We start from the raw sequence: 18989 nt of genomic DNA, 5'->3' as shown, positions 1-18989 counted from the left end.
GAAGTATGTTTATCTCATTTCAAAAAAACTTGATGTGTCAATACCAAGCATAGCACTATACATAAAAAACATCAAAAAAAGTTGATGCATTAAGTACTACAGTTGCGGTATTAACCATCACCATCTTTGATAGCTAAATAAATTAATTCAGCGCAAACGGAATCAGTCCTAGTTGACACTTTTAGGGTTTGAAGCTGTGAGATTCTGGTTTCAATGAATTAACTCATCTAAACTCTTTCTTAATCGCAGCAGGGACGCGCAGATGAAATTACCTGATTTTGGCGAAAATCTGCCAAATATTCCTCTAAAATAATGAATTGGGGCAAATTTAAACTGTAATAAATCCAGCGTCCTTCCTGACGGGAGTTAACTAAGCCAGCTTCCTTGAGGGTTTTCAGATGAAAGCTTAATTTCGACTGACTTACCCCCAATATCTCGCACAAATCACACACACATAATTCTCGCTTTCGTAGCAATTCCAGCACACTAATCCTGAGTGAATCGGAAAGGGCATGAAAGCCAGCAGCAATTAAATGAGGAACAGTGGCAGCGGGGGTTTGCATGAATCAAATTTCGATAAGAGATGCTATCTCTATTGTGAAGCAGAGACTACAGCTTCAGGTTGATAGCGAATGCCAGCTTGCTTAAAGCGATGTAAAGCTTCACCCAAGCGATCGCAGTCTGCAATCAAACTGATTCTTACATAACCCTCACCCGCAACCCCAAAGGCATTACCTGGAGTAACGACAACGCCTGTTTGCTGCAACACGTTCAGGGCAAAATCTGTGGAACCAACGCCAACGGGACACTTCACCCAAAGATACATTGTCGCCTTGGTTTTGGGGATATCCCAACCCAACTCTCCTAACCCTTGAATGAGGAAATCGCGGCGGGTACGGTAGCGTTGTTGTACCTCGTGCAAATACACATCTGGTAGTTGTAAAGCTGTTTCGGCTGCTGTTTGTAAGGCGGCAAAAATGCCGTAATCCAAGTTAGTTTTCAGCGTCCGCAAACCTTGAATTACATGTCGATTACCCACTACAAATCCAACGCGCCAACCAGCCATATTATAGGTTTTAGATAAGGTGTGAAACTCCACACCAATTTCTTTCGCGCCAGGAATTTCTAACAAGCTAGTGGGTTGATAACCATCAAAAGCTAACTCGGCATAACACAAATCATGCACCAGCAAGATTTCATGTTTGCGGGCGAAGGCGACGATTTCTTCAAAAAATTCGCGGGGGGCGGTGGCAGCGGTGGGATTACTGGGATAGTTGAAATAGAGAATTTTGGCTTGTCTAGCAACCTCGTCAGGAATCGCAGCTAAATCGATTAACCAGTCATTCTCTGGTTTAAGAATCAAGCTGTGGATTTTGCCACCAGCGATCGCAGGGCCACGAAAATGGGCAGGATAAGCTGGGGAAGGAACCAGAACTAAATCACCAGGGTTAACGTAGGCGATCGCTAAATGGGTTAATCCCTCTTTAGAACCGAGTAGCGGTAAAGCTTCACTATCAGGATCGAGAACCACACCATAGCGACGATGATACCAGTTGGTAATGGCGCGGCGGAAACTAGCTGTGCCCTCAAAAGGCGGATAACCGTGATTGGCGGGATCTTTTAAAGCTGCGATCGCCGCTTCTACTACTGGTGCTGGCGTTGCACCATCCGGGTTTCCCATACCTAAATCAATTAAATCTAATCCTTGTTCCCGTGCTTTAGCTTTCAGTTCATCTAAACGGGCAAATACATAAGGTGGTAGTTTTTGTATACGTTCTGCTGGGACAATCCAATTTAAACTCATAAAACCTCGTCACTCATTCCCTTGGGCGAAACTCGATTTGTAGTGTCTCTACTATCTATAGGTGCGGTGGTGGAAACCATTGCCGCCATCAACTGTTCCAACGCGACTTTAAACGGTAGTCGATGGATGTCAGAATTAGGAACTAGAGCAATTTCAGCGGCTGTTTGCAACTCGCCTAATGTAATATTGCCCAATCCCAAATCACTTAATTTTTGGGGTAGTCCAATTTCTGCGTAGAACTTTAATAACTGTTGTCGTGCAGATGCTGCTAGTTGATTGCCTTGTAGCATTTCTTCTAAACGCAGTTGCACCAAAATCCCAAAAGCAACCTTTTCGCCATGAATACTGCCGTGTCCCGAAATGTGCGTTAAACCATTATGCACGGCATGGGCAGCAACTGTGCGACACTGCGCCCCTCCAAGCCCTCCAACTACCCCAGCCAGTAACACAGTGGCGTCTACCACTTCTCGCCAAACCTCACTACCTGGTTCTTTCAGCGCGGCGGCTGACTTTTGCAAGAGGATATCTCGCAAAACTCTTGCTTGTTGCACCGCAGCAATAATTAAAGTGTCTTGCAAATGTCCACTGCTAACTGAGGCTTCATACCACTTAGCGATCGCATCACCAATTCCAGCTACCAAAGTACGTTGTGGTGCAGTTTTAATCAAGTCATAATCAAGTATCAATAAATCGGGACAACGAGACAGCCCCACATCGTAGAGAAACGCCCCATCTTCCGAATAAACATTCGACAACGCACTCCAAGCTGCACAGGTAGCCCCTGAAGTCGGAATTGTCACCACTGGCAACTTTAACTGCTGCGCGACTAATTTCGCTGTATCTAGGGCTTTGCCACCACCAACACCGATAATTACATCAGCTTTATGTTCTTTTGCTGTTTTTTGTAAAGATTTCAGGCTAGCTTCGCAGCAATCTGCACCATAAGATGCTTGGGCAGTATGTAACTGTTGCGTTTCTAAAACTGGTTGCAAATTCTTTCGGCTGATGGCGAGAGTAGATTCACCTGCCACAATTAAGGGACGACTTCCCAAACAGGCGATCTCTGCTGCGGCTGTTTGCAACACCCCAGAACCACGGATTACTTTTGCTGGGGCAACTGTGAGCGTCAATAATGGACTAGAGGTTTGAGTAGACAAAGAAGGTTGAGTAGTAAAATTATTGGGCATATAATCTAGTTTGCCAAAACCTTGATATTTCTTAATCAAATAGACTAGTGAGGAGCGATACTTGTTGCCAAGCTGGTTTTTGGATGGCTCCAAGCTTACACACCGCTCATCTGGATTTGAGCCAAGCAATGAAATAGACAAAGCCTATTGCCGACTTATTGAGTAGTTTGACGACGTTGCTTAAATCTATGATGCCCATTGATCTGAAATTCCGAACTATCAAAGTTTTGAATAACCGTATAATTAACTAACATTACCATTGTCAGATTCTCAAGAAAAGCAGTCGAGAATTGATAATTTGTAAGTGCTCACACTATTTCATACAATCTTTAGCTACAGATAGCTTGTAGGGGTGTGCAAATTCACGCCCCTACAAGCTATTCATTTGCTGCAAAGATTTCTGAAAATGGCAACAGTGGTAACTAGGACAACAACTGACAAATCACAACTGTCAGTACCCATTACCCGTACGCTGATTAACCTTTTTCCACACTAGAACCACTAAAGTGTGAATATCTTAATCTAAAAATAACTATTATTGTATCAGTAAATACAAAATAAATTTTGTCATCCTGATAACAGGTAAATTACTTTTGTTTTCTGGGATTGGGGATTGGGGATTGGGGACTGGGGACTGGGTATTGAGCATTGGTTCTGCTTCCCCTGCTTCCCCTGCTTCCCCTGCTTCCCCTGCCCCCGTGCTTCTTAAGCGGTAGGTTTTGGCAATTGGGCGAAATTGTCTGTGTAAATTTTGACTGTGACTGGGGAATTTTGATGAGAAACGAGCGATCGCTTGACCTCACCCAAGTAAACTGGTACAGAAGTCCCTGGTTCTGGGTGGATAATGGTACGGGCGCGAACTGTCAACTTGTCGTCTTCCCGTGTACCTGAACGACCGTAAGAAAACAAATTACTAGCTGCTTGACGTAAAGTTGCTTCTAATTGTGTGGGTGTAATTTGGGGTGATGTGGCAATCACCGCTTGTGTTGACCCATTGTCATAAACTAGAGTGTACCTGGCTGCTCCTGGAATCACAGTCCGACTCAGGGGGACTATCGAGAGTGCAAATAAACCAGCCGTTAGCACCAGCATAAAGCCAGTTGTACCCACCAGCCGAAAGCGGATGCCCCATTTGAGAATAAAAGCCAAAACTGTTAAGGCAGCAAATACCAAGGTAGCTATACCTGACCATTGGGTGTACTGAAGAAAGTTAGCTGTTGTGAGCATAAGGTTGGTTATGGAGGCGTCTTTTTTTCGTTACCGACACACCCATTTTACCGAGAGCTTACACCATAAGGGTTATCGCAGTCATCGCTTGATGTAAGTGTATTAGAAAAAGTGAGAAAGATTTTTAATGGTCAACAAAACTGTGGAGAGTTCAGAGCAAGCACTGATCGCAACTACGAGTTTCGTTAGCAAGTCTTCTCCTGTCGGAGGCGCTACGCGAACGAGCGTCACGAGTGTCATTACAAATTATTTTGATAGTGTTAATATTGCCGACAAATAATCGATTGATTTCCATCATCTGAAGTTGAAACATATATCCTATATTCTGCCGGACATTTTTCAAATGAATTACCTGTTCTAATTTGGATGTCATCGGCAAGTTCACAAGTGTGAAACTGTCCTTTTTCATTGAAAGATATATAAGTTTTTCCTCGGCAGGAAAAATTGGATGTTCCCGAAAGAGAACTGGAAACTTGCACAGTAATATTTTGCTCAAGTACGCAAGTTAACAGCGAACCATTGGGATAATAAATCATATTGCCTGCTTCACACTCAATTGCTGCTTTAGCAGGCAGAGGAAAAGCAAAATTTATTAGAAATAACCCTAATGAAGAAGTTAAAAGTGTATAGCTTTGTAAGGATATTTTCATGAATAAATTTTGGTTTTCTATTAATTTAAATATTTATTTTAATTGTGTTTAACAGAGAAAAATAATAAATATACAAAAGGGCATCTACAAGAGATGCCCGTCATGCAGGAAAACCCCAAAGGGATGTCCCTACACCTTCCCAACAATCAGCAACAGTGACTAATTAGGTATTAGTCACACTCACAGTCACAGACGTGAATATAGTAATCTTATTGATTTAAAACTCTAAATGTCCCCAGTGCATACACTGAAAATGAATTAATAGCTATTCTCGACGCCTAATTAATTTGGATGAGATGCAAGCTTATCTTGTTGGTTATAACGATGTACTACTCCACAAATGGCAGCCAAAATTAACCATGAAAGTGCATTCAAACGAAAATCGAAGAGGGTTACATCTACTGTATTCAATACAATCCACCCCACAAAAGCCAGAAGATAACTGAAAAATATCAATCTGTCTTCTGTATTTATATATTTTGATTTTCGTAGTAATTGGACACCTGTAATCAAAATCCAAGCGAGTAAGCCACAAAATAAAAAAGTACTGGGAAAACCAGTTTCAGCAGATAACATCAAAAACAAGTTATGGGGATGACCCAAGGGAACATGCATCTGAGCTTTGTAGAGTCCACTAAAACTGCGTAACCCCCAGCCAGTCCAAGGATGTTGTTGAGCTAAAGACCAGGCAAACTCCCACTGAGTTTTTCGCATTAAAGCAACTGGTCTATCTGGATACATATCGTCATTTAACCTTGCCCAAAAGAAGGCAGGAACGTACTGGCGAAAAAATTGAGCGACTGGTGAGGGTGCAAAAGCTGCCAAAATCACACTAGAGATGATCGCAGCGACACCACCCACAAGAATGTGCCAACCTTGGTAAAGTGCATAAGCTAAACAGGCAAAAATAGCGATCGCCCATCCATTACGCGAGTTCGTGAAAATTAAGGCAATGAAATTTGTAATCACCGCCACAGTTAGGAAGAGGAGGGGGACTGGGGAAGAAGGGAGCAGGGGGAAAATTCCTCTCTTCTGCACCCTCTCCCCCAATCCCCACTCAGTGGGGGCCACGAGTTCCCCTGCTCCTCTGCCTCTTGTAGCCAATTGCCATTGTTCGAGCCACAACCCTAGACCAAGGATGAAAACTATTGCTAGATAAGCTGCAAAGGTGTTAGCGTGCAAGAAAAGTGAGGCTATGCGACCTGGGGGATTTCCTCCTGGTGCGATCTTCCAATTCAACACAACCCACAAAATCTCGAATTTCAAACTCCAGCCTAAAAATAACTGCCCCAAGCCGATAATTACCACTGGCATGGAACCGATCACCAATATCCAAGCCATTTGCCGCAATTGGGCAAATGTTTGAATCAGAGCGCTATGAGCAGCAAAAAGTAAAAAGAATGGTAATAAATTAAATAAGCCGAGGAAAGCAGCTGTCTTATCCTGGGCAAACCCAGCACTCACGATCAGCAAGAGACTCAAAAGGGCAAATCCCCAGTTGAGGGGGCGACGACTAATTTTGCGGGATTGTTTCAGCCAAGTTATTAATGACACAAAACCTACAGTCACAGCCCCCACTAAAGGACTCAATGGGAAGATGAATAGTGCCCATAGAGAGTAGTTCCAAGAAGATTGCCAACGAGACTTGAAATAGTCAAAAACCTTGTTCAAGCTGGCTCCCAACATTCCTCACGAGTGAGGCGAATTTGAGCTAAAGCGAAGATGGTAGGAATGATCCGACCATAGTTAGTGGCGATCGCTCTCCACCCTAAATCCGCAAAAAACCAAGTCCACATTATTGGCCCAATCACAGCAAACATACTACGGGCTGCTCCATAACGAGCTGCACTTACAGTCATACCCCGTCGAGCCATTTGCATAGCTACATAGCTTTGAAATTGCTTTGTAGCTGCTTCTGAGCCTTTAATCGCCGCTTGTTTGGCTACTTCATAAGTGGCAAAGTGGATGGCAAATTGACGGGCAATTTGCTTAAGTACAAGTGGCTGGAGAAGAGAAGTAACCGCGATCGCACTACCGCCTTTGAAAAGTAACCCCAAGGGGTCACGTTGCAATAAAAGTGGTAACGGTTGTTTTAGTTCTGACTTGAGCAGCTGACGTTGCACTCGTACAGTTAATTTTTGCTTTTCCTGTTCCGGCAATTTTTTCCACACCTGTCCTAAAAGATGTAAAAATACTTCTGCTTCTAAATCAATTGTTGCCAGCTGATTAGAATAGGGAATTTTTAGATACTTACATACTTGAACTAAGGCTTGTCGGTAAGTTACCTGCCCTGTGCGTCCCCGTAATACCGTCATCCCATCTGCTGCCAAAAAGCGAAAGCGACCCTCTAGTGCGTCTAACCAAGCTTTGCGGTCTTGGCTTTGTACTTCGATGGGTTCGGGTGTATGTACATAGTCTAGGGGATTGAACTTACGACTAAATAAAATTGCCGTTAAATCTTGCAATTCTTCTTCGGTCGCTAACTCTAGCGCCGCCCTCATTTCATCCAATTTCCCATCCTCCCTTCCGTGCAGCTTTCTGTACCTTATTCTACTATTAGCTTTCAGCAGTCATTAGTAGTAATTTTGTCCTTTGATAATAACGAATAACTAATGACCAATAACTAATAACTAATGACTAGGGACTATTGACTCATGACTGATATTGTAGTGATTGGTGCCGGAATAGCGGGTTTAGTCTGTGCCCAGGAGTTAAGTCAAGCTGGATATTCGGTGCTAGTGGTGGAAAAGTCCCGTGGTTTGGGAGGAAGACTGGCTACACGCCGCTTGCATGGAACCTGCGCGGATCATGGGGCTTGTTACCTGAAGCCAAAGGGTGAATTATTGGGACGTTTTGTGGAGATATTGCGATCGCGCCATATCCTCGAAGTCTGGACAGAGGAGGTTTACGAACTCACAGCAGATGCTCCTTTATCTGAACCCAAAAACCGCAGCCCCCGATATGTTGCACCTGAGGGAATGAGTGCGATCGCTAAATCCCTTGCCCCAGGTTTAGAAATATTACTGAATCAGCGTGTCGTTGGTATTACCTCAACTCCGGAAGATAGTTGGCGTTTGACTCTCGAATCTAGTAACGAAGAATTAACTGCAAAAGCTTTAGTCGTCGCCATTCCTGCACCCCAAGCTGAGATGCTGTTGGCACCTTTGGGTGAAAGTGTATTGGATGCAGTCTTTCTTGATAACTTGCGTTCTGTAGAATTTTATCCCTCAATTAGTGCGATCGCTGGATATCCTCCCACATCGCAACCCCTCCCTCAGTGGAAAGCTGTAACTTTTGTGGATGATGCTGATTTAGCATGGATTGGTTTGGACAGTAGCAAGCGTCCTAATCCTCAACAACCACATTTTGTGGTGCAAAGTAGTGCTGATTTTGCTCAACATCATCTAGAATCACAGGATTTGCAACCTGTAGGACAGTATATGTTGCAACGAGTAGCTGAATCTTTGTCCCTTCCTTGGCTGAATACTCCCGAATGGATGCAAGTACATCGTTGGCGTTATGCCTTTCCTAGCCGTCCTTGGCACGAAGCTTTTTTGTCTACTGGAACTCCCCTACCTTTAGTTTGCTGTGGTGATTGGTGTGGCGGCAATCTTGTCGAAAGTGCGATGCTTTCTGGATTAGCTGCTGCTAATGAAATTAATCATCAGTTGCACCATCTACCTTTAGATAATGTGAACTTTTTAAACGTTTTTACCTGATCTTTTCATCTGTCGCTAGACTGATTTTGCACTCTAGCGAGTCGCTATTTTTCTGACTTGCTAAATCAACATGCAACAAATAAGTTTTTTAGATAAAACAGCAAGTTTTGCAGTAATCGTAAAATGTGATGTAAATTACCAACAAAGCTTAACTTCATTAAAAACTTGTTCCTAATTCAAGTTGTTTTATTGCCGTTAATATTGATCCCTTAGCTTTCTTGCTGCGTTTTATGTAGATTTCTGCCAAAAAGGCAGAAATTTGAAATAATTAGGATTATAAATATAAAATGTCGCAAACTTACCAGCATATTGGACGCTGCTTTAATAAGTCATGCTGTGAAACAGTATAAACTTTAACTAAAATAAGCAAACCCAAATGTCTAATATTCTACTAAGGTAAAAGGCTAGTTTCAGTGTCTATTGCATCTATCAGTTGAATCACTTCTAACTGATTGTCATGACGACGTTGCCATCTAAAAAAGTTGTTTTCTCCACCAACCATTGACTGGATTAAAAAAGGAGTTTAAAAATTATGAAAACGGTAGTCAATTTAACACAGCAATCAGTAATAGGAGAGATTGAAAGCGTTTTGGATACATATCCATACCATCCATATCAACAAGCCTTTGCGATTCCTGACTTACGCCAAGAGCTAATTGCTTTCGTCCTCAATCGTATTCCCTCCTTTTACACCGCGATGTCTGACGAACATCTTCCGTTAGCGGAGACTGAACAAGAAAGCTTGGCTTATTACAAATTGCCTCGTAAACCCTTAGAGCAGCAACTACACCTCCAGAATTTGATTCACCAAGGCATTTGTTTAATCGTTCAAGAAAAGTCAGATTGGATTAGCCATCATGTTTGTGAAACAGTTCAACCAACTTCTGAACCCTCTCACTGGTTTGGTTAATAGTTCGCAGTGAATTTTTAATTTTTGAGCTAATCCTACAGCCTTTAGTTGTGGGATTTGCTCAATATTTTTTAAGTATCCTGCTCTTGAGGTGTAAACTTTGACAATTACTAAGTTCAAAGGAAATTCCCAGGACATGAGAAAAATAACTGCTCTAATGTTGGTAAGTATTACCGTGACTGTCGGGGTGGGAGCATTAACACCCAAAGTCACTAATGCCCAATTATTTTACCCACCAGCAAGCGATCGCCATTCATTAATGGTAATCGGTCAAGGGGTAGTAAGAGTGCCAGCAGATACAGCGGATATTGAATTGGTATTCAGTAGTGGAGGTAGCAATGATGAGTTAGAAACGCAACCATCAGCCCTACCTGAAGCCCATCGCTTGTCCTCACGGACTCTACTCTTAAATTACAAAACAGCGGCAGAATCTTTACCAAACCCAAAATCCCTAACTAAAGCAACTCTCCAGCCTATAGTTAATAGCCTAGTTGCAAAAGGAATTAGGGCTGATAAAATTCAAGTGCAAATTAGCACTAATTCCAATGAAAATAACGCCAAGATATTAGTGAAATTGGAAAAACCAACACGCGATAGCGTCCAGGAAATTGTTGCTACAGCAAACAAAGCGACAAGTGAACTCAAAAACCTTTCCGTCAAGAGCGTGGGCGTTGAGTATGCAGTAAATGACTGTCAAACTTTGCAGAGTTCAGTTTATCAATTAGCAATGAAAGATGCTCAAAGCCGCGCTCAGGCTTTAGCAACTGCTATGGGCGTTAAACTTGATATTCCTTCTGTAGCCGAACCATTTTACACATTATTTTATCCCTCATGTAGTTCTAAAACTGGAGTTCCTTTACCGTCTTTTGCTAGTTTTTTATTATCACCGACTTATAATCCAGATGCCCCAGCAGAAGTCGAAATGAAAAAGGATATTTTTGTGACCTATACAACGAAATAAGCATTTATATTAGATGCGTAGACACGCAGCGGTGAAGCAGCGAGGTCTTCTCCCAAGGGAAGACGCCAAGGGCGATAGCGCAGCGTTAGCGAGTCCGCAAGCCATTTTCAGTGGCATATATCAATACCCAAAAGTCAAGGTGGAAATACGACTCTGGATAACTTGGCTTTGTCTTGTTAAGGCTGCAACAATCGTAAATACAACAAGACTGTAATTAAATCAATATAGGGTAGTTAATTTGCGCCTAATATTATCTGGGAGGTGGGAACATCCTATTAATCTATAGCAAAGTATAATATTCACTGGAGTTTAGACTAGATGGGTAATATTAAATTCTAGTAATGAAAAAACTCCAGAAAAGTTTGTGACAAATCTGGAGTCAGGAAAGATACGCATTTACCTATACCAAATTTTCACTGTGAGACAATCCTACGTCATCAGGGTATACACTCAAATGTAGATAAAGGTACCTGAGGATAACTCACTATGCTCTCGTCTACACACCTTTTCTGTTGGAAGTCACGCAAAACAGCCCCAGGTAAACTGAGGCTGTTTTGCGAGAGTTGTTTGGCAGAAGGGGTACATCAATAACTGATGCCCCATATTAGATATAGATAATTCAGTATGCATCCTGATTCAGCCATGTTTTGACATATCCGGATGATTTGGAAAATTGCGTAGGCGCAGCCCGTCGTAGACATCGCTTTTTCCAAAAAGAAACTCCAGATGCACTTAAGGCATTCTGGAGCAGTAACAGGTTTCTAACATCAATCAATTTTTACCTATGCGATCGCTAGATGTCGTTGGGGTATATACTCAAATGCACTTTATGTCTGATCATCCGCCAATTGTACAGCAGGTTACTTTCTTTTATACCCATGATCTCAATGCATCCACAGAATTCTATGAACAAAAGCTGGGCTTGGAGTTATGGCTTGACCAAGGTACCTGTCGAATTTATACTGTTAGTGGCTCTGGATACTTGGGATTGTGCCAAGTAACTAAAACATCAGATCCTCCAGCCGACAAGCAATCAAGTGTCATTTTTACCTTGGTAACACAGCAGGTGGATGAGTGGTTTGAATATCTCAAAGAACGTGGCGTCGAATTTGAAAAGCCACCTACACTAAATGAAAAGTACAACATTTACCACTGTTTTTTACGCGATCCCAGTAATTATTTGATTGAAATTCAACGTTTCGAGACTAACGCCAAAAAAAAGACATAACTTACTTAGTTATGCCTAAGTATTTAATTTACAGGGCAGGATTTGTACAGGTTAGAACTTTTTGATTTACTCGAATATATGATAGCGACCAATGCTGTATAAGCATCATCGATAAGCATATACCTTTTCTTCTATAGATTTATCAAGGTGGAATGCGGTATTTATGCAGCCACGGAGAAATCTTTACATTTCTTTATAATTACTGTGTAAGCGTCGCTTTTGACTTTATATATATAATGTCTGCCTAATTGCTAATCAAGAAAACTCTTTGCGTCAGTCATCATGATAAGTATTCAACTGGACTCGATATTATATAACAGAAACTAGAATACAATCATTGCCGCTAGCATATAATGTTCTTTACTAAAATTACTTTTTGAAGTATCCTTTTTGCTAATCGCGCTACTTCTATAGTGATTATTTTTAAGCTAGCAAATGCTTAACATATCGATTCAATAAATATTTTATTAGGGTGACTACATGATAACCGAAAAAATCAAATGGTTCCGTACAGCATTACAACCTAAAGGTTCAGTGATGAAAGCAATTTTCAAACATATTTTATGGTGCGGAGCTTTTGGATTTTTGATTTCTCTGCTTTACCATTTTGATAAACCTGTATCCCAGCCTATTTTAGGAAGTGTTATTCCTAGTATTGTTTTAGGTTTGTTACTTGTCTTTCGTACAAATACTGCTTATGAGAGATTTTGGGAAGGGAGAAAATGCTGGGGTTCTATAGTAAATAACGTTCGAAATCTAGCGCGGCAAATTTGGGTATCAGTTGAGGAAATTTCCCCAGAAGATAAAGACAATAAAATTACGGCATTAAACTTATTGGCAGCTTTTGCTGTGACAACTAAACTACATTTGCGGGGAGAAGCTGTCAATAGCGAGTTAGAAGACTTAATGCCATCTACGAAGTATATAAAACTGAAGATTATGAATAATCCTCCTATAGAGGTTGCCTTTTGGATAGGAGATTATTTGCAAGAACAGTATCATCGTAATTGCCTTAATAGCTACCAGCTAACATCTATGCAAGAATTATTGAATAATCTTGTGGATAATTTAGGTTCCTGCGAACGGATTTTAAAAACACCTATGCCGCTGGCGTATGCCATTCATCTAAAGCAATTGTTGATACTATATTGCTTCCTTCTACCGTTTCAAATAGTGGAGAGTCTTGGTTGGTGGACAGGTTTAATTGCTGCTTTGGTTGGTTTTACAGTATTTGGCATTGAAGCCATCGGCTTGGAGATAGAAAATCCCTTTGGTTATGATGCTAACGACTTACCATTAGATACAATTTGCGAGACAATGAAACGTAATATTGACGATTTAATTACTTTGACTCCAAATGCGCGATCGCATAAAGATAGTATAAACAATTGAAAAAAGTCGAGAATATTGATTAGTAAAAATATAATAAATCCAAGTAGCGATCGCATCACTCGGTTTGTGCATAGTATAGATTACCCAAGAATGCTGTATTTGTCAGCATAATGCCAGATAAACCATATTCGAGAAAGAGGTGCGATCGCTTTGTCTTGTTTAGCGAACTATAAAACGATAAAACTTTCCTAATATCTTTTTATAACTGCCGAATTGCTATCTCTAACCCTTCACATACACCAGTAAGAAAATCTAAATCCAAACTAGCGATCGCATCACTAGGTTTGTGATAATGGGGATTTCGCAAGAATGCCGTATCTGTCACCATCATTGCCGGATAACCCAAATCCCAGAAAGGTGCATGATCGCTAAGTCTGGTTTGGGGAACTATTAAACCTCGATTCGGCACGGGTAGCCATTGACTAGGTACGCCAGCTTTGCGAATATTACGGCTCATATTAATTAAGTCAGCCAATGTCCGCAAATTGCCAATTAAAGCAATAAAATCACCTCTATCTGGATAGAAGCGTTCCAGAGGAGGAGGGTAACTTTGGGAACCAGGTGTAGAATCCTTGTAGCCCAGCATTTCTAAGGAGATCATTAAGCGTAGCTGTTGCTTTTGTTGATGCAACAGAGCTGCATAATCAGCGCTACCCAGTAAGCCGTATTCTTCCATATCGAAAGCAACTAGCCTTAATGGATATCTTACAGGTTCGGCAGTAAACTTTCTCGCTAGTTCCAGTAACACCGCCACCCCGGTGGCATTATCATCAGCCGCTGGTGTTCCCGGAACGCCATCATAATGAGCGCCAATTAAAATAGGTGGCAAATCCTTTTTTTGCTGTCTAGCTTGGGAAGGTAAATTTAATATCAAGTTCTTACAAGCTTTACCTCTGACTTCAAAGGTGTGGATTTCCACACTCCCCCATTGGGAAAATTCCTGGCGGATGTATTCTTGGACAAAAAAATGTCCAGCCGTTGCCATGTAAGGATCGCGTTCTCGTGCTATCTCACTCAGGGAAGTTTGTAATCGCTCTGTTAAATTCAAATCTTTAAAATAATGGCAATATTAGAGTTTTCAGTCACTAAAAAAAGCAGAGCAAGTATTATTAAGGTGCATTTAGCAACTTGCAGAGACAGTGCATAGAATTAGGCGGATAACAAGAATTGAGGCTGCTTGGGCACACCAACCATCTCAATGCTATCCTAGTCTTGCAACTATCTCCTCTAGCTGCACTTCTTAGCTTACTGCCTTAATGATGACTATTATACCATTGAGGTGTTTTTATCCTGTAGCACAAAGCTAGAGGTAGTTCCGCCCAATCATAATAAATATATAAGACACTTTAGGAGAAGAGTAACGCATGGGCAAGGTAGTCGGCATCGACTTGGGTACAACCAACTCAGTAGTCGCCGTTATGGAGGGTGGCAAGCCGGTGGTGATTGCCAATGCAGAAGGAATGCGAACAACCCCCTCCGTAGTTGGCTTTAGCAAAGAAGGTGAAAGGGTGGTTGGGCAAATGGCACGGCGACAAACCGTCCTCAATCCACAAAATACCTTTTTCGCAGTTAAACGCTTCATTGGGCGCAAGTATGGCGAACTTAGTCCAGATTCCAAGCGTGTACCCTACACCATCCGCAAAGACGAAGTAGGTAATATTAAAGTTGCCTGTCCCCGTCTCAATAAGGATTTCGCCCCAGAAGAAATTTCGGCAATGGTGCTGAAGAAATTGGCAGACGACGCTAGTCGCTATTTGGGTGAACCAGTGACAGGGGCAGTGATTACAGTACCCGCCTATTTTAACGATTCTCAGCGGCAGGCAACCCGCGATGCTGGCAGAATTGCTGGTTTAGAGGTGCTGCGGATTCTCAATGAACCAACTGCTGCATCTTTGGCTTATGGATTAGATCGGGGTGACACGGAAACGATCTTAGTATTTGACTTGGGTGGTGGAACCTTTGACGTGTCGATTTTAGAAGTTGGTGATGGGATATTTGAAGTCAAGGCGACCAGTGGAGATACGCAACTTGGTGGTAATGACTTTGACAAAAAAATAGTAGATTGGTTAGCAGAGCAATTTCTGGAAACAGAAGAGGTGGACTTAAGACGCGATCGCCAAGCTTTGCAACGTTTGATGGAAGCGGCGGAAAAAGCCAAAATTGAGCTTTCTGCTGTCAGCGTTACTGATATTAACTTACCCTTCATCACCGCCACTGAAGATGGCCCCAAACATCTGGAAACTCGTCTAACGCGTTCTCAGTTTGAAGGTTTGTGTGGTGATTTGGTGGGGCGCTTGCGGACACCAGTGAAACGCGCCCTGAAAGATGCCGGACTTTCACCTAGAGACATTGAAGAAGTTGTGTTAGTTGGCGGTTCTACACGGATGCCAATGGTGAAGCAGCTAGTGCGGGACTTGATTGGTACAGAACCCAACGAAAACGTTAACCCCGATGAAGTAGTGGGAGTGGGTGCAGCAATTCAGGCAGGAATTCTTGCAGGCGAACTCAAAGATATACTGCTTTTGGATGTCACACCACTCTCTTTGGGATTGGAAACCATCGGCGGCGTGATGAAAAAACTTATTCCCCGTAATACCACTATCCCAGTCCGTCGTTCTGATATTTTTTCCACGTCGGAAAATAACCAAAATACTGTGGAAATCCACGTAGTCCAAGGCGAACGGGAAATGGCAGCAAACAACAAGTCTTTAGGACGGTTCAAGCTGTATGGCATCCCACCAGCGCCACGAGGAATTCCCCAAGTTCAGGTGTCATTTGATATTGATGCTAATGGTATTTTACAGGTAACAGCTTTAGATAGAACCACTGGGCGAGAACAGAGTATCACCATTCAAGGCGCTTCCACATTGAACGAGTCGGAAGTGAATCGGATGATTCAGGACGCTCAGAAATATGCTGATGTCGATCGCGAACGTAAAGAGAGAGTAGAAAAGCGGACTCGTTCTGAAGCGTTGATTTTCCAAGCGGAACGACAACTCAGAGAGGTAGCGCTGGAATTTGGTATGCAGTTTGCCCGCAGCCGCCGCCAAAGAATTGATAATATTTGCCGAGACCTACGAGAGAGTCTTAAGGAAAATAGCGATCGCGGTATTGATCAAGCCTACGCCGACTTGCAAGATGCTCTCTATGAGCTAAATCGGGAAGTCCGCCAGACTTATGCTGAAGATGAAGATGACGACTTGTTTGGTACTATCCGTGACATCTTTACTGGCGGTGATAAGGAACGGGAACGCGAATTTCCCAGAGATACATATCGAGAACCCGACTCATACAGTAAGGACTATGGGAGAGATTACGGTAAAGACTATGGCAGAGACTATAGCCGCGACAGTCGTTCTTCCTCCTATGAGAGCCGTCCTTCACGCAAATCACGCCCCAGCTACCAAGATAACTGGGATGATGAAGAAGACAATGATTGGTTGTAGTACTTTTAATAAAAGTTAGGAGTTAGGAGTGAGGAGTTAAAAATTAAATCTTTCAACTCCTAATTCCTAACTCTTAACTCCTAATTAATCCAAAATCTAAAATCTAAAATTTAAATAACTGAACTATGCAAAATTTGCCGAACTTTCGCGATTACTACGAGATTTTAGGAGTATCTAAAGACGCCTCTAGTGAGGAAATTAAAAAGGTTTATCGGCGGTTAGCAAGGCAATATCACCCCGATCTCAATCCGGGTAACAAAGCATCTGAGGAAAAATTTAAGGATATCGGCGAGGCTTATGAAGTCCTTTCAGACCCAGCCAAGCGATCGCAGTACGACCAGTTTAGCCGCTACTGGAAGCAAAAAGGCTTTGCGGGCAATAAACAGACGCCAAAGGCTAAAACTTGGCAGAGTACTGCTAGCGATCGCAATGGCAATCAGGACGTAGATCCCAGCCAATTCTCCGACTTTGAAAGCTTTATTAATCAAGTTATCGGCGTCAAAAATAAGAGTGGGGCCAGTAATTCTAGTAATGGTAACAATAGCGATCCGTTTCGTTCCCCCAGAACAAAAGTTGCCTACACTGTTAACACTCCACCTCGGACAACCCGTCGGGATATAGAAGCCAGATTAACGCTCCCATTAGAAAAAGCTTATCAAGGTGGCAATGAACGCATTCGTTTGGAAGATGGGCGATCGCTAGAAGTTAATATGCCTCCAGGTATGGTAACAGGTCAAACCATCCGTTTGCGAAACCAAGGCGTTGGTGGTGGCGACCTATATTTAAAAATTACTGTTGAGCCTCATCCATTATTCAAGCTAGATGGTTTAAATATCCTCTGCCAGGTTCCTGTTACTCCCAGCGAGGCAGTTTTAGGAGGACAGGTAGAAGCACCCACTCTTGATGGACCTGTGAAAATGACCACCCCTCCCGGAGTTAGGTCTGGTCAAAAATTTCGACTAGGGAATAAAGGCTATCCCAGTGATGACGGTAAACGTGGCGATCAGTTAGTAGAAATTCAAATAGTTACCCCTAAAAATATTAGTCAAGAAGAACGAGAACTTTATGAAAAGTTACGACAAATTGAAACCTTTAAACCCCGTGCTGATTTAATACGTTAGGGATGAGGGAGTATATCTAGATTAGTTCAATAATCTGATATTCATCCTGTATAAATTAATCAAGTGAATAGTGAAATTTCCATCAAACGGATTTTATTTTTGGCAGCTAATCCAAAAGGGACAACACAATTGCTGATAGCTGCTTTTTGCTTAAATTTAATCAGCCATCAGTCTAATGGTCGTGGTAAATTCTGAAAAATATTCGTGCTGTTGGCATCTTGGTCTTGATGCCCGAACAACGGTGTAAATCTCAAACTCTGCAATCTTGTGCGTTTGAAATCAAATCTTGGAATTAAAGGCAGTTAGCCCTCTATGGCATTAGCAGGTTTACAATATTAGAAAAAACTCGATCGCAAAGTGACTCAAACAGCCGTGAATCACAACGGGGCAATACCACAAAGCAGTAAACCAACTTATTACTCCTTGCTAGGACTGCATCCCTCGGCATCGGTAATCGATATTCGTCGCGCTTATCGGGAACTGAGCAAACGCTATCATCCTGATACTACAGACTTACCTACTGCGATCGCCACTCCCAAATTTCAGCAAATCAACGAAGCTTACGCCACCCTTAGCCATCCAGAACGTCGGTTAAGCTACGATTTAAAAATTGGCTATTCCCGCTTTGGAGTAATTCAAGCACCTCCAGACTTGAATCATCCCATCTCGCGTTCTCATGACTGGTCAAAATCAGCTTACCTCGATCCGAGCGATCGCCCCCTCTCATCTGGCGAAATTTTTGCTTTATTTATGCTGGTGTTAACATTTGTAGGTTGTCTGCTACTAGCAATTACCATTGGCTTAACTCGTGGTGATACTGCTTTCCAAACGCATTTGCTACAGCTAACTCCATCTGTACAACAGCAAATTACCCATGTATCGCAACTAATTACCCTTATGGTAATTAAAAATTAAAAAATTTCCTAATCCAAAACCTAAGATCCAAAATTTCTATGGCCCTTCTTCCCTCTGATACCCCCTTGTATAATCATCCCCTGCCACAAATTGAACAGTGGCTAAAAGACCAAGGCTGTCAACAAGATGACACACAGAGGCATTGCTGGCATGTGCAACGACCTAGCTGGAAAGCTGAACTATGGCTCGATGTTGAGCAAATCGTAGTGCGATATGTCCAATCTGGGGAAAATGGACAAGATATCCAACGTTCATTCAAGTATTCTCTTAGTCGGAATGATGTAGAACAAGCTGTGTTTTCTGGGCCATAAAGGAAGTGTTGAGTACATTTCACCGTAAAAGTGCGTAGTTTACTGCCGTAGGCATCGCCGATTTTGTAAGGTATAGCTGACAAAAGCGATCGCTTACAATTAAAGTTACTCCTACTTT

General features: G+C 42.2%; 19 protein-coding genes. 10 read left to right on the top strand and 9 right to left on the bottom strand.

Going from position 1 to position 18989, the window contains the following annotated elements; translation table 11 throughout:
- Positions 1-239: 239 nt before the first annotated feature.
- The 8 genes from RM347_RS06960 to RM347_RS06925 form a co-directional block, all read right to left on the bottom strand.
- A complete protein-coding gene (locus RM347_RS06960; protein ID WP_322721168.1) occupies positions 240-563 on the bottom strand; it encodes an ArsR/SmtB family transcription factor in 324 nt (107 codons plus the stop codon).
- A gap of 29 nt (positions 564-592) precedes the next feature.
- Positions 593-1804, bottom strand: a complete 1212-nt coding sequence (locus tag RM347_RS06955) for an aspartate aminotransferase (protein ID WP_322721169.1) — start codon at positions 1802-1804, stop codon at positions 593-595.
- Positions 1801-2991 carry an iron-containing alcohol dehydrogenase family protein gene (locus RM347_RS06950; RefSeq protein ID WP_322721226.1) on the bottom strand — a complete coding sequence of 397 codons (1191 nt, stop codon included), beginning with the start codon at positions 2989-2991 and terminating at the stop codon, positions 1801-1803. Before RM347_RS06950 ends, RM347_RS06955 begins: the two co-directional genes overlap by 4 nt.
- Positions 2992-3696: 705 nt before the next feature.
- The gene (locus tag RM347_RS06945) at positions 3697-4218 is read right to left on the bottom strand and encodes a Ycf51 family protein (protein WP_322721170.1); all 522 of its coding nucleotides are present in this window, start codon (positions 4216-4218) and stop codon (positions 3697-3699) included.
- 102 nt (positions 4219-4320) lie between these two features.
- The gene (locus tag RM347_RS06940) at positions 4321-4458 is read right to left on the bottom strand and encodes a hypothetical protein (protein WP_322721171.1); all 138 of its coding nucleotides are present in this window, start codon (positions 4456-4458) and stop codon (positions 4321-4323) included.
- A 20-nt stretch (positions 4459-4478) separates the two neighbouring features.
- Positions 4479-4868, bottom strand: coding sequence for a hypothetical protein (locus tag RM347_RS06935; RefSeq protein WP_322721172.1), 390 nt, complete (start codon positions 4866-4868; stop codon positions 4479-4481).
- 282 nt (positions 4869-5150) lie between these two features.
- A complete protein-coding gene (locus RM347_RS06930) occupies positions 5151-6554 on the bottom strand; it encodes an O-antigen ligase family protein (protein ID WP_322721173.1) in 1404 nt (467 codons plus the stop codon).
- A complete protein-coding gene (locus RM347_RS06925) occupies positions 6536-7378 on the bottom strand; it encodes a YaaW family protein (RefSeq protein ID WP_322721174.1) in 843 nt (280 codons plus the stop codon). Before RM347_RS06925 ends, RM347_RS06930 begins: the two co-directional genes overlap by 19 nt.
- Before the next feature lie 144 nt (positions 7379-7522).
- Here RM347_RS06925 and RM347_RS06920 point away from each other — a divergent pair, with 144 nt between their 5' ends.
- From RM347_RS06920 to RM347_RS06900, 5 genes are all read left to right on the top strand, one after another.
- Positions 7523-8587 carry an NAD(P)/FAD-dependent oxidoreductase gene (locus RM347_RS06920; protein ID WP_322721175.1) on the top strand — a complete coding sequence of 355 codons (1065 nt, stop codon included), beginning with the start codon at positions 7523-7525 and terminating at the stop codon, positions 8585-8587.
- Positions 8588-9119: 532 nt separating this feature from the next.
- A complete protein-coding gene (locus tag RM347_RS06915; protein WP_322721176.1) occupies positions 9120-9497 on the top strand; it encodes a hypothetical protein in 378 nt (125 codons plus the stop codon).
- Positions 9498-9633: 136 nt separating this feature from the next.
- On the top strand, positions 9634-10458 hold the full coding sequence (locus tag RM347_RS06910) for an SIMPL domain-containing protein (RefSeq protein WP_322721177.1): 825 nt from the start codon (positions 9634-9636) through the stop codon (positions 10456-10458).
- Positions 10459-11242: 784 nt separating this feature from the next.
- The gene (locus tag RM347_RS06905; protein WP_322721178.1) at positions 11243-11686 is read left to right on the top strand and encodes a VOC family protein; all 444 of its coding nucleotides are present in this window, start codon (positions 11243-11245) and stop codon (positions 11684-11686) included.
- Positions 11687-12166: 480 nt separating this feature from the next.
- Positions 12167-13078, top strand: coding sequence for a bestrophin family protein (locus tag RM347_RS06900; RefSeq protein ID WP_322721179.1), 912 nt, complete (start codon positions 12167-12169; stop codon positions 13076-13078).
- A gap of 199 nt (positions 13079-13277) precedes the next feature.
- On the opposite strand, the gene RM347_RS06895 is transcribed toward RM347_RS06900, so the two are convergent.
- Positions 13278-14126: a M28 family peptidase gene (locus tag RM347_RS06895; RefSeq protein WP_322721180.1), complete on the bottom strand. Its 849-nt coding sequence runs from the start codon at positions 14124-14126 to the stop codon at positions 13278-13280.
- Positions 14127-14442: 316 nt separating this feature from the next.
- On the opposite strand from RM347_RS06895, the gene dnaK reads away from it, so the two are divergent.
- From dnaK to RM347_RS06870, 5 genes are all read left to right on the top strand, one after another.
- On the top strand, positions 14443-16524 hold the full coding sequence (gene dnaK, locus RM347_RS06890) for a molecular chaperone DnaK (protein ID WP_322721181.1): 2082 nt from the start codon (positions 14443-14445) through the stop codon (positions 16522-16524).
- A gap of 125 nt (positions 16525-16649) precedes the next feature.
- Positions 16650-17645, top strand: coding sequence for a DnaJ C-terminal domain-containing protein (locus tag RM347_RS06885; protein ID WP_322721182.1), 996 nt, complete (start codon positions 16650-16652; stop codon positions 17643-17645).
- Between the two features lie 63 nt (positions 17646-17708).
- Positions 17709-17840 carry a hypothetical protein gene (locus RM347_RS06880; RefSeq protein WP_322721183.1) on the top strand — a complete coding sequence of 44 codons (132 nt, stop codon included), beginning with the start codon at positions 17709-17711 and terminating at the stop codon, positions 17838-17840.
- 195 nt (positions 17841-18035) lie between these two features.
- Positions 18036-18560 (top strand): J domain-containing protein, encoded by a 525-nt coding sequence (locus tag RM347_RS06875; protein ID WP_322721227.1) that lies wholly within the window; start codon positions 18036-18038, stop codon positions 18558-18560.
- A gap of 38 nt (positions 18561-18598) precedes the next feature.
- Positions 18599-18871 (top strand): DUF3143 domain-containing protein, encoded by a 273-nt coding sequence (locus tag RM347_RS06870; protein ID WP_322721184.1) that lies wholly within the window; start codon positions 18599-18601, stop codon positions 18869-18871.
- The last annotated feature ends 118 nt before the right edge of the window (positions 18872-18989 follow it).

Origin of the sequence: Nostoc sp. ChiQUE02, assembly GCF_034531305.2 — a bacterium.
GTDB lineage: Bacteria > Cyanobacteriota > Cyanobacteriia > Cyanobacteriales > Nostocaceae > Nostoc.
This window is presented reverse-complemented; position numbering and strand designations above follow the sequence as displayed.

Excerpts from the sequence above, each read along its gene's own strand:
- RM347_RS06905 (WP_322721178.1), top strand. The coding sequence starts at position 11,243 with ATGCGATCGCTAGATGTCGTTGGGGTATATACTCAAATGCACTTTATG.
- RM347_RS06930 (WP_322721173.1), bottom strand. The coding sequence starts at position 6,554 with ATGTTGGGAGCCAGCTTGAACAAGGTTTTTGACTATTTCAAGTCTCGT.
- RM347_RS06935 (WP_322721172.1), bottom strand. The coding sequence starts at position 4,868 with ATGAAAATATCCTTACAAAGCTATACACTTTTAACTTCTTCATTAGGG.
- RM347_RS06900 (WP_322721179.1), top strand. The coding sequence starts at position 12,167 with ATGATAACCGAAAAAATCAAATGGTTCCGTACAGCATTACAACCTAAA.
- RM347_RS06955 (WP_322721169.1), bottom strand. The coding sequence starts at position 1,804 with ATGAGTTTAAATTGGATTGTCCCAGCAGAACGTATACAAAAACTACCA.
- RM347_RS06945 (WP_322721170.1), bottom strand. The coding sequence starts at position 4,218 with ATGCTCACAACAGCTAACTTTCTTCAGTACACCCAATGGTCAGGTATA.
- RM347_RS06950 (WP_322721226.1), bottom strand. The coding sequence starts at position 2,991 with ATGCCCAATAATTTTACTACTCAACCTTCTTTGTCTACTCAAACCTCT.
- RM347_RS06870 (WP_322721184.1), top strand. The coding sequence starts at position 18,599 with ATGGCCCTTCTTCCCTCTGATACCCCCTTGTATAATCATCCCCTGCCA.
- RM347_RS06885 (WP_322721182.1), top strand. The coding sequence starts at position 16,650 with ATGCAAAATTTGCCGAACTTTCGCGATTACTACGAGATTTTAGGAGTA.
- RM347_RS06960 (WP_322721168.1), bottom strand. The coding sequence starts at position 563 with ATGCAAACCCCCGCTGCCACTGTTCCTCATTTAATTGCTGCTGGCTTT.
- RM347_RS06915 (WP_322721176.1), top strand. The coding sequence starts at position 9,120 with ATGAAAACGGTAGTCAATTTAACACAGCAATCAGTAATAGGAGAGATT.
- RM347_RS06940 (WP_322721171.1), bottom strand. The coding sequence starts at position 4,458 with ATGACACTCGTGACGCTCGTTCGCGTAGCGCCTCCGACAGGAGAAGAC.
- RM347_RS06920 (WP_322721175.1), top strand. The coding sequence starts at position 7,523 with ATGACTGATATTGTAGTGATTGGTGCCGGAATAGCGGGTTTAGTCTGT.
- dnaK (WP_322721181.1), top strand. The coding sequence starts at position 14,443 with ATGGGCAAGGTAGTCGGCATCGACTTGGGTACAACCAACTCAGTAGTC.
- RM347_RS06910 (WP_322721177.1), top strand. The coding sequence starts at position 9,634 with ATGAGAAAAATAACTGCTCTAATGTTGGTAAGTATTACCGTGACTGTC.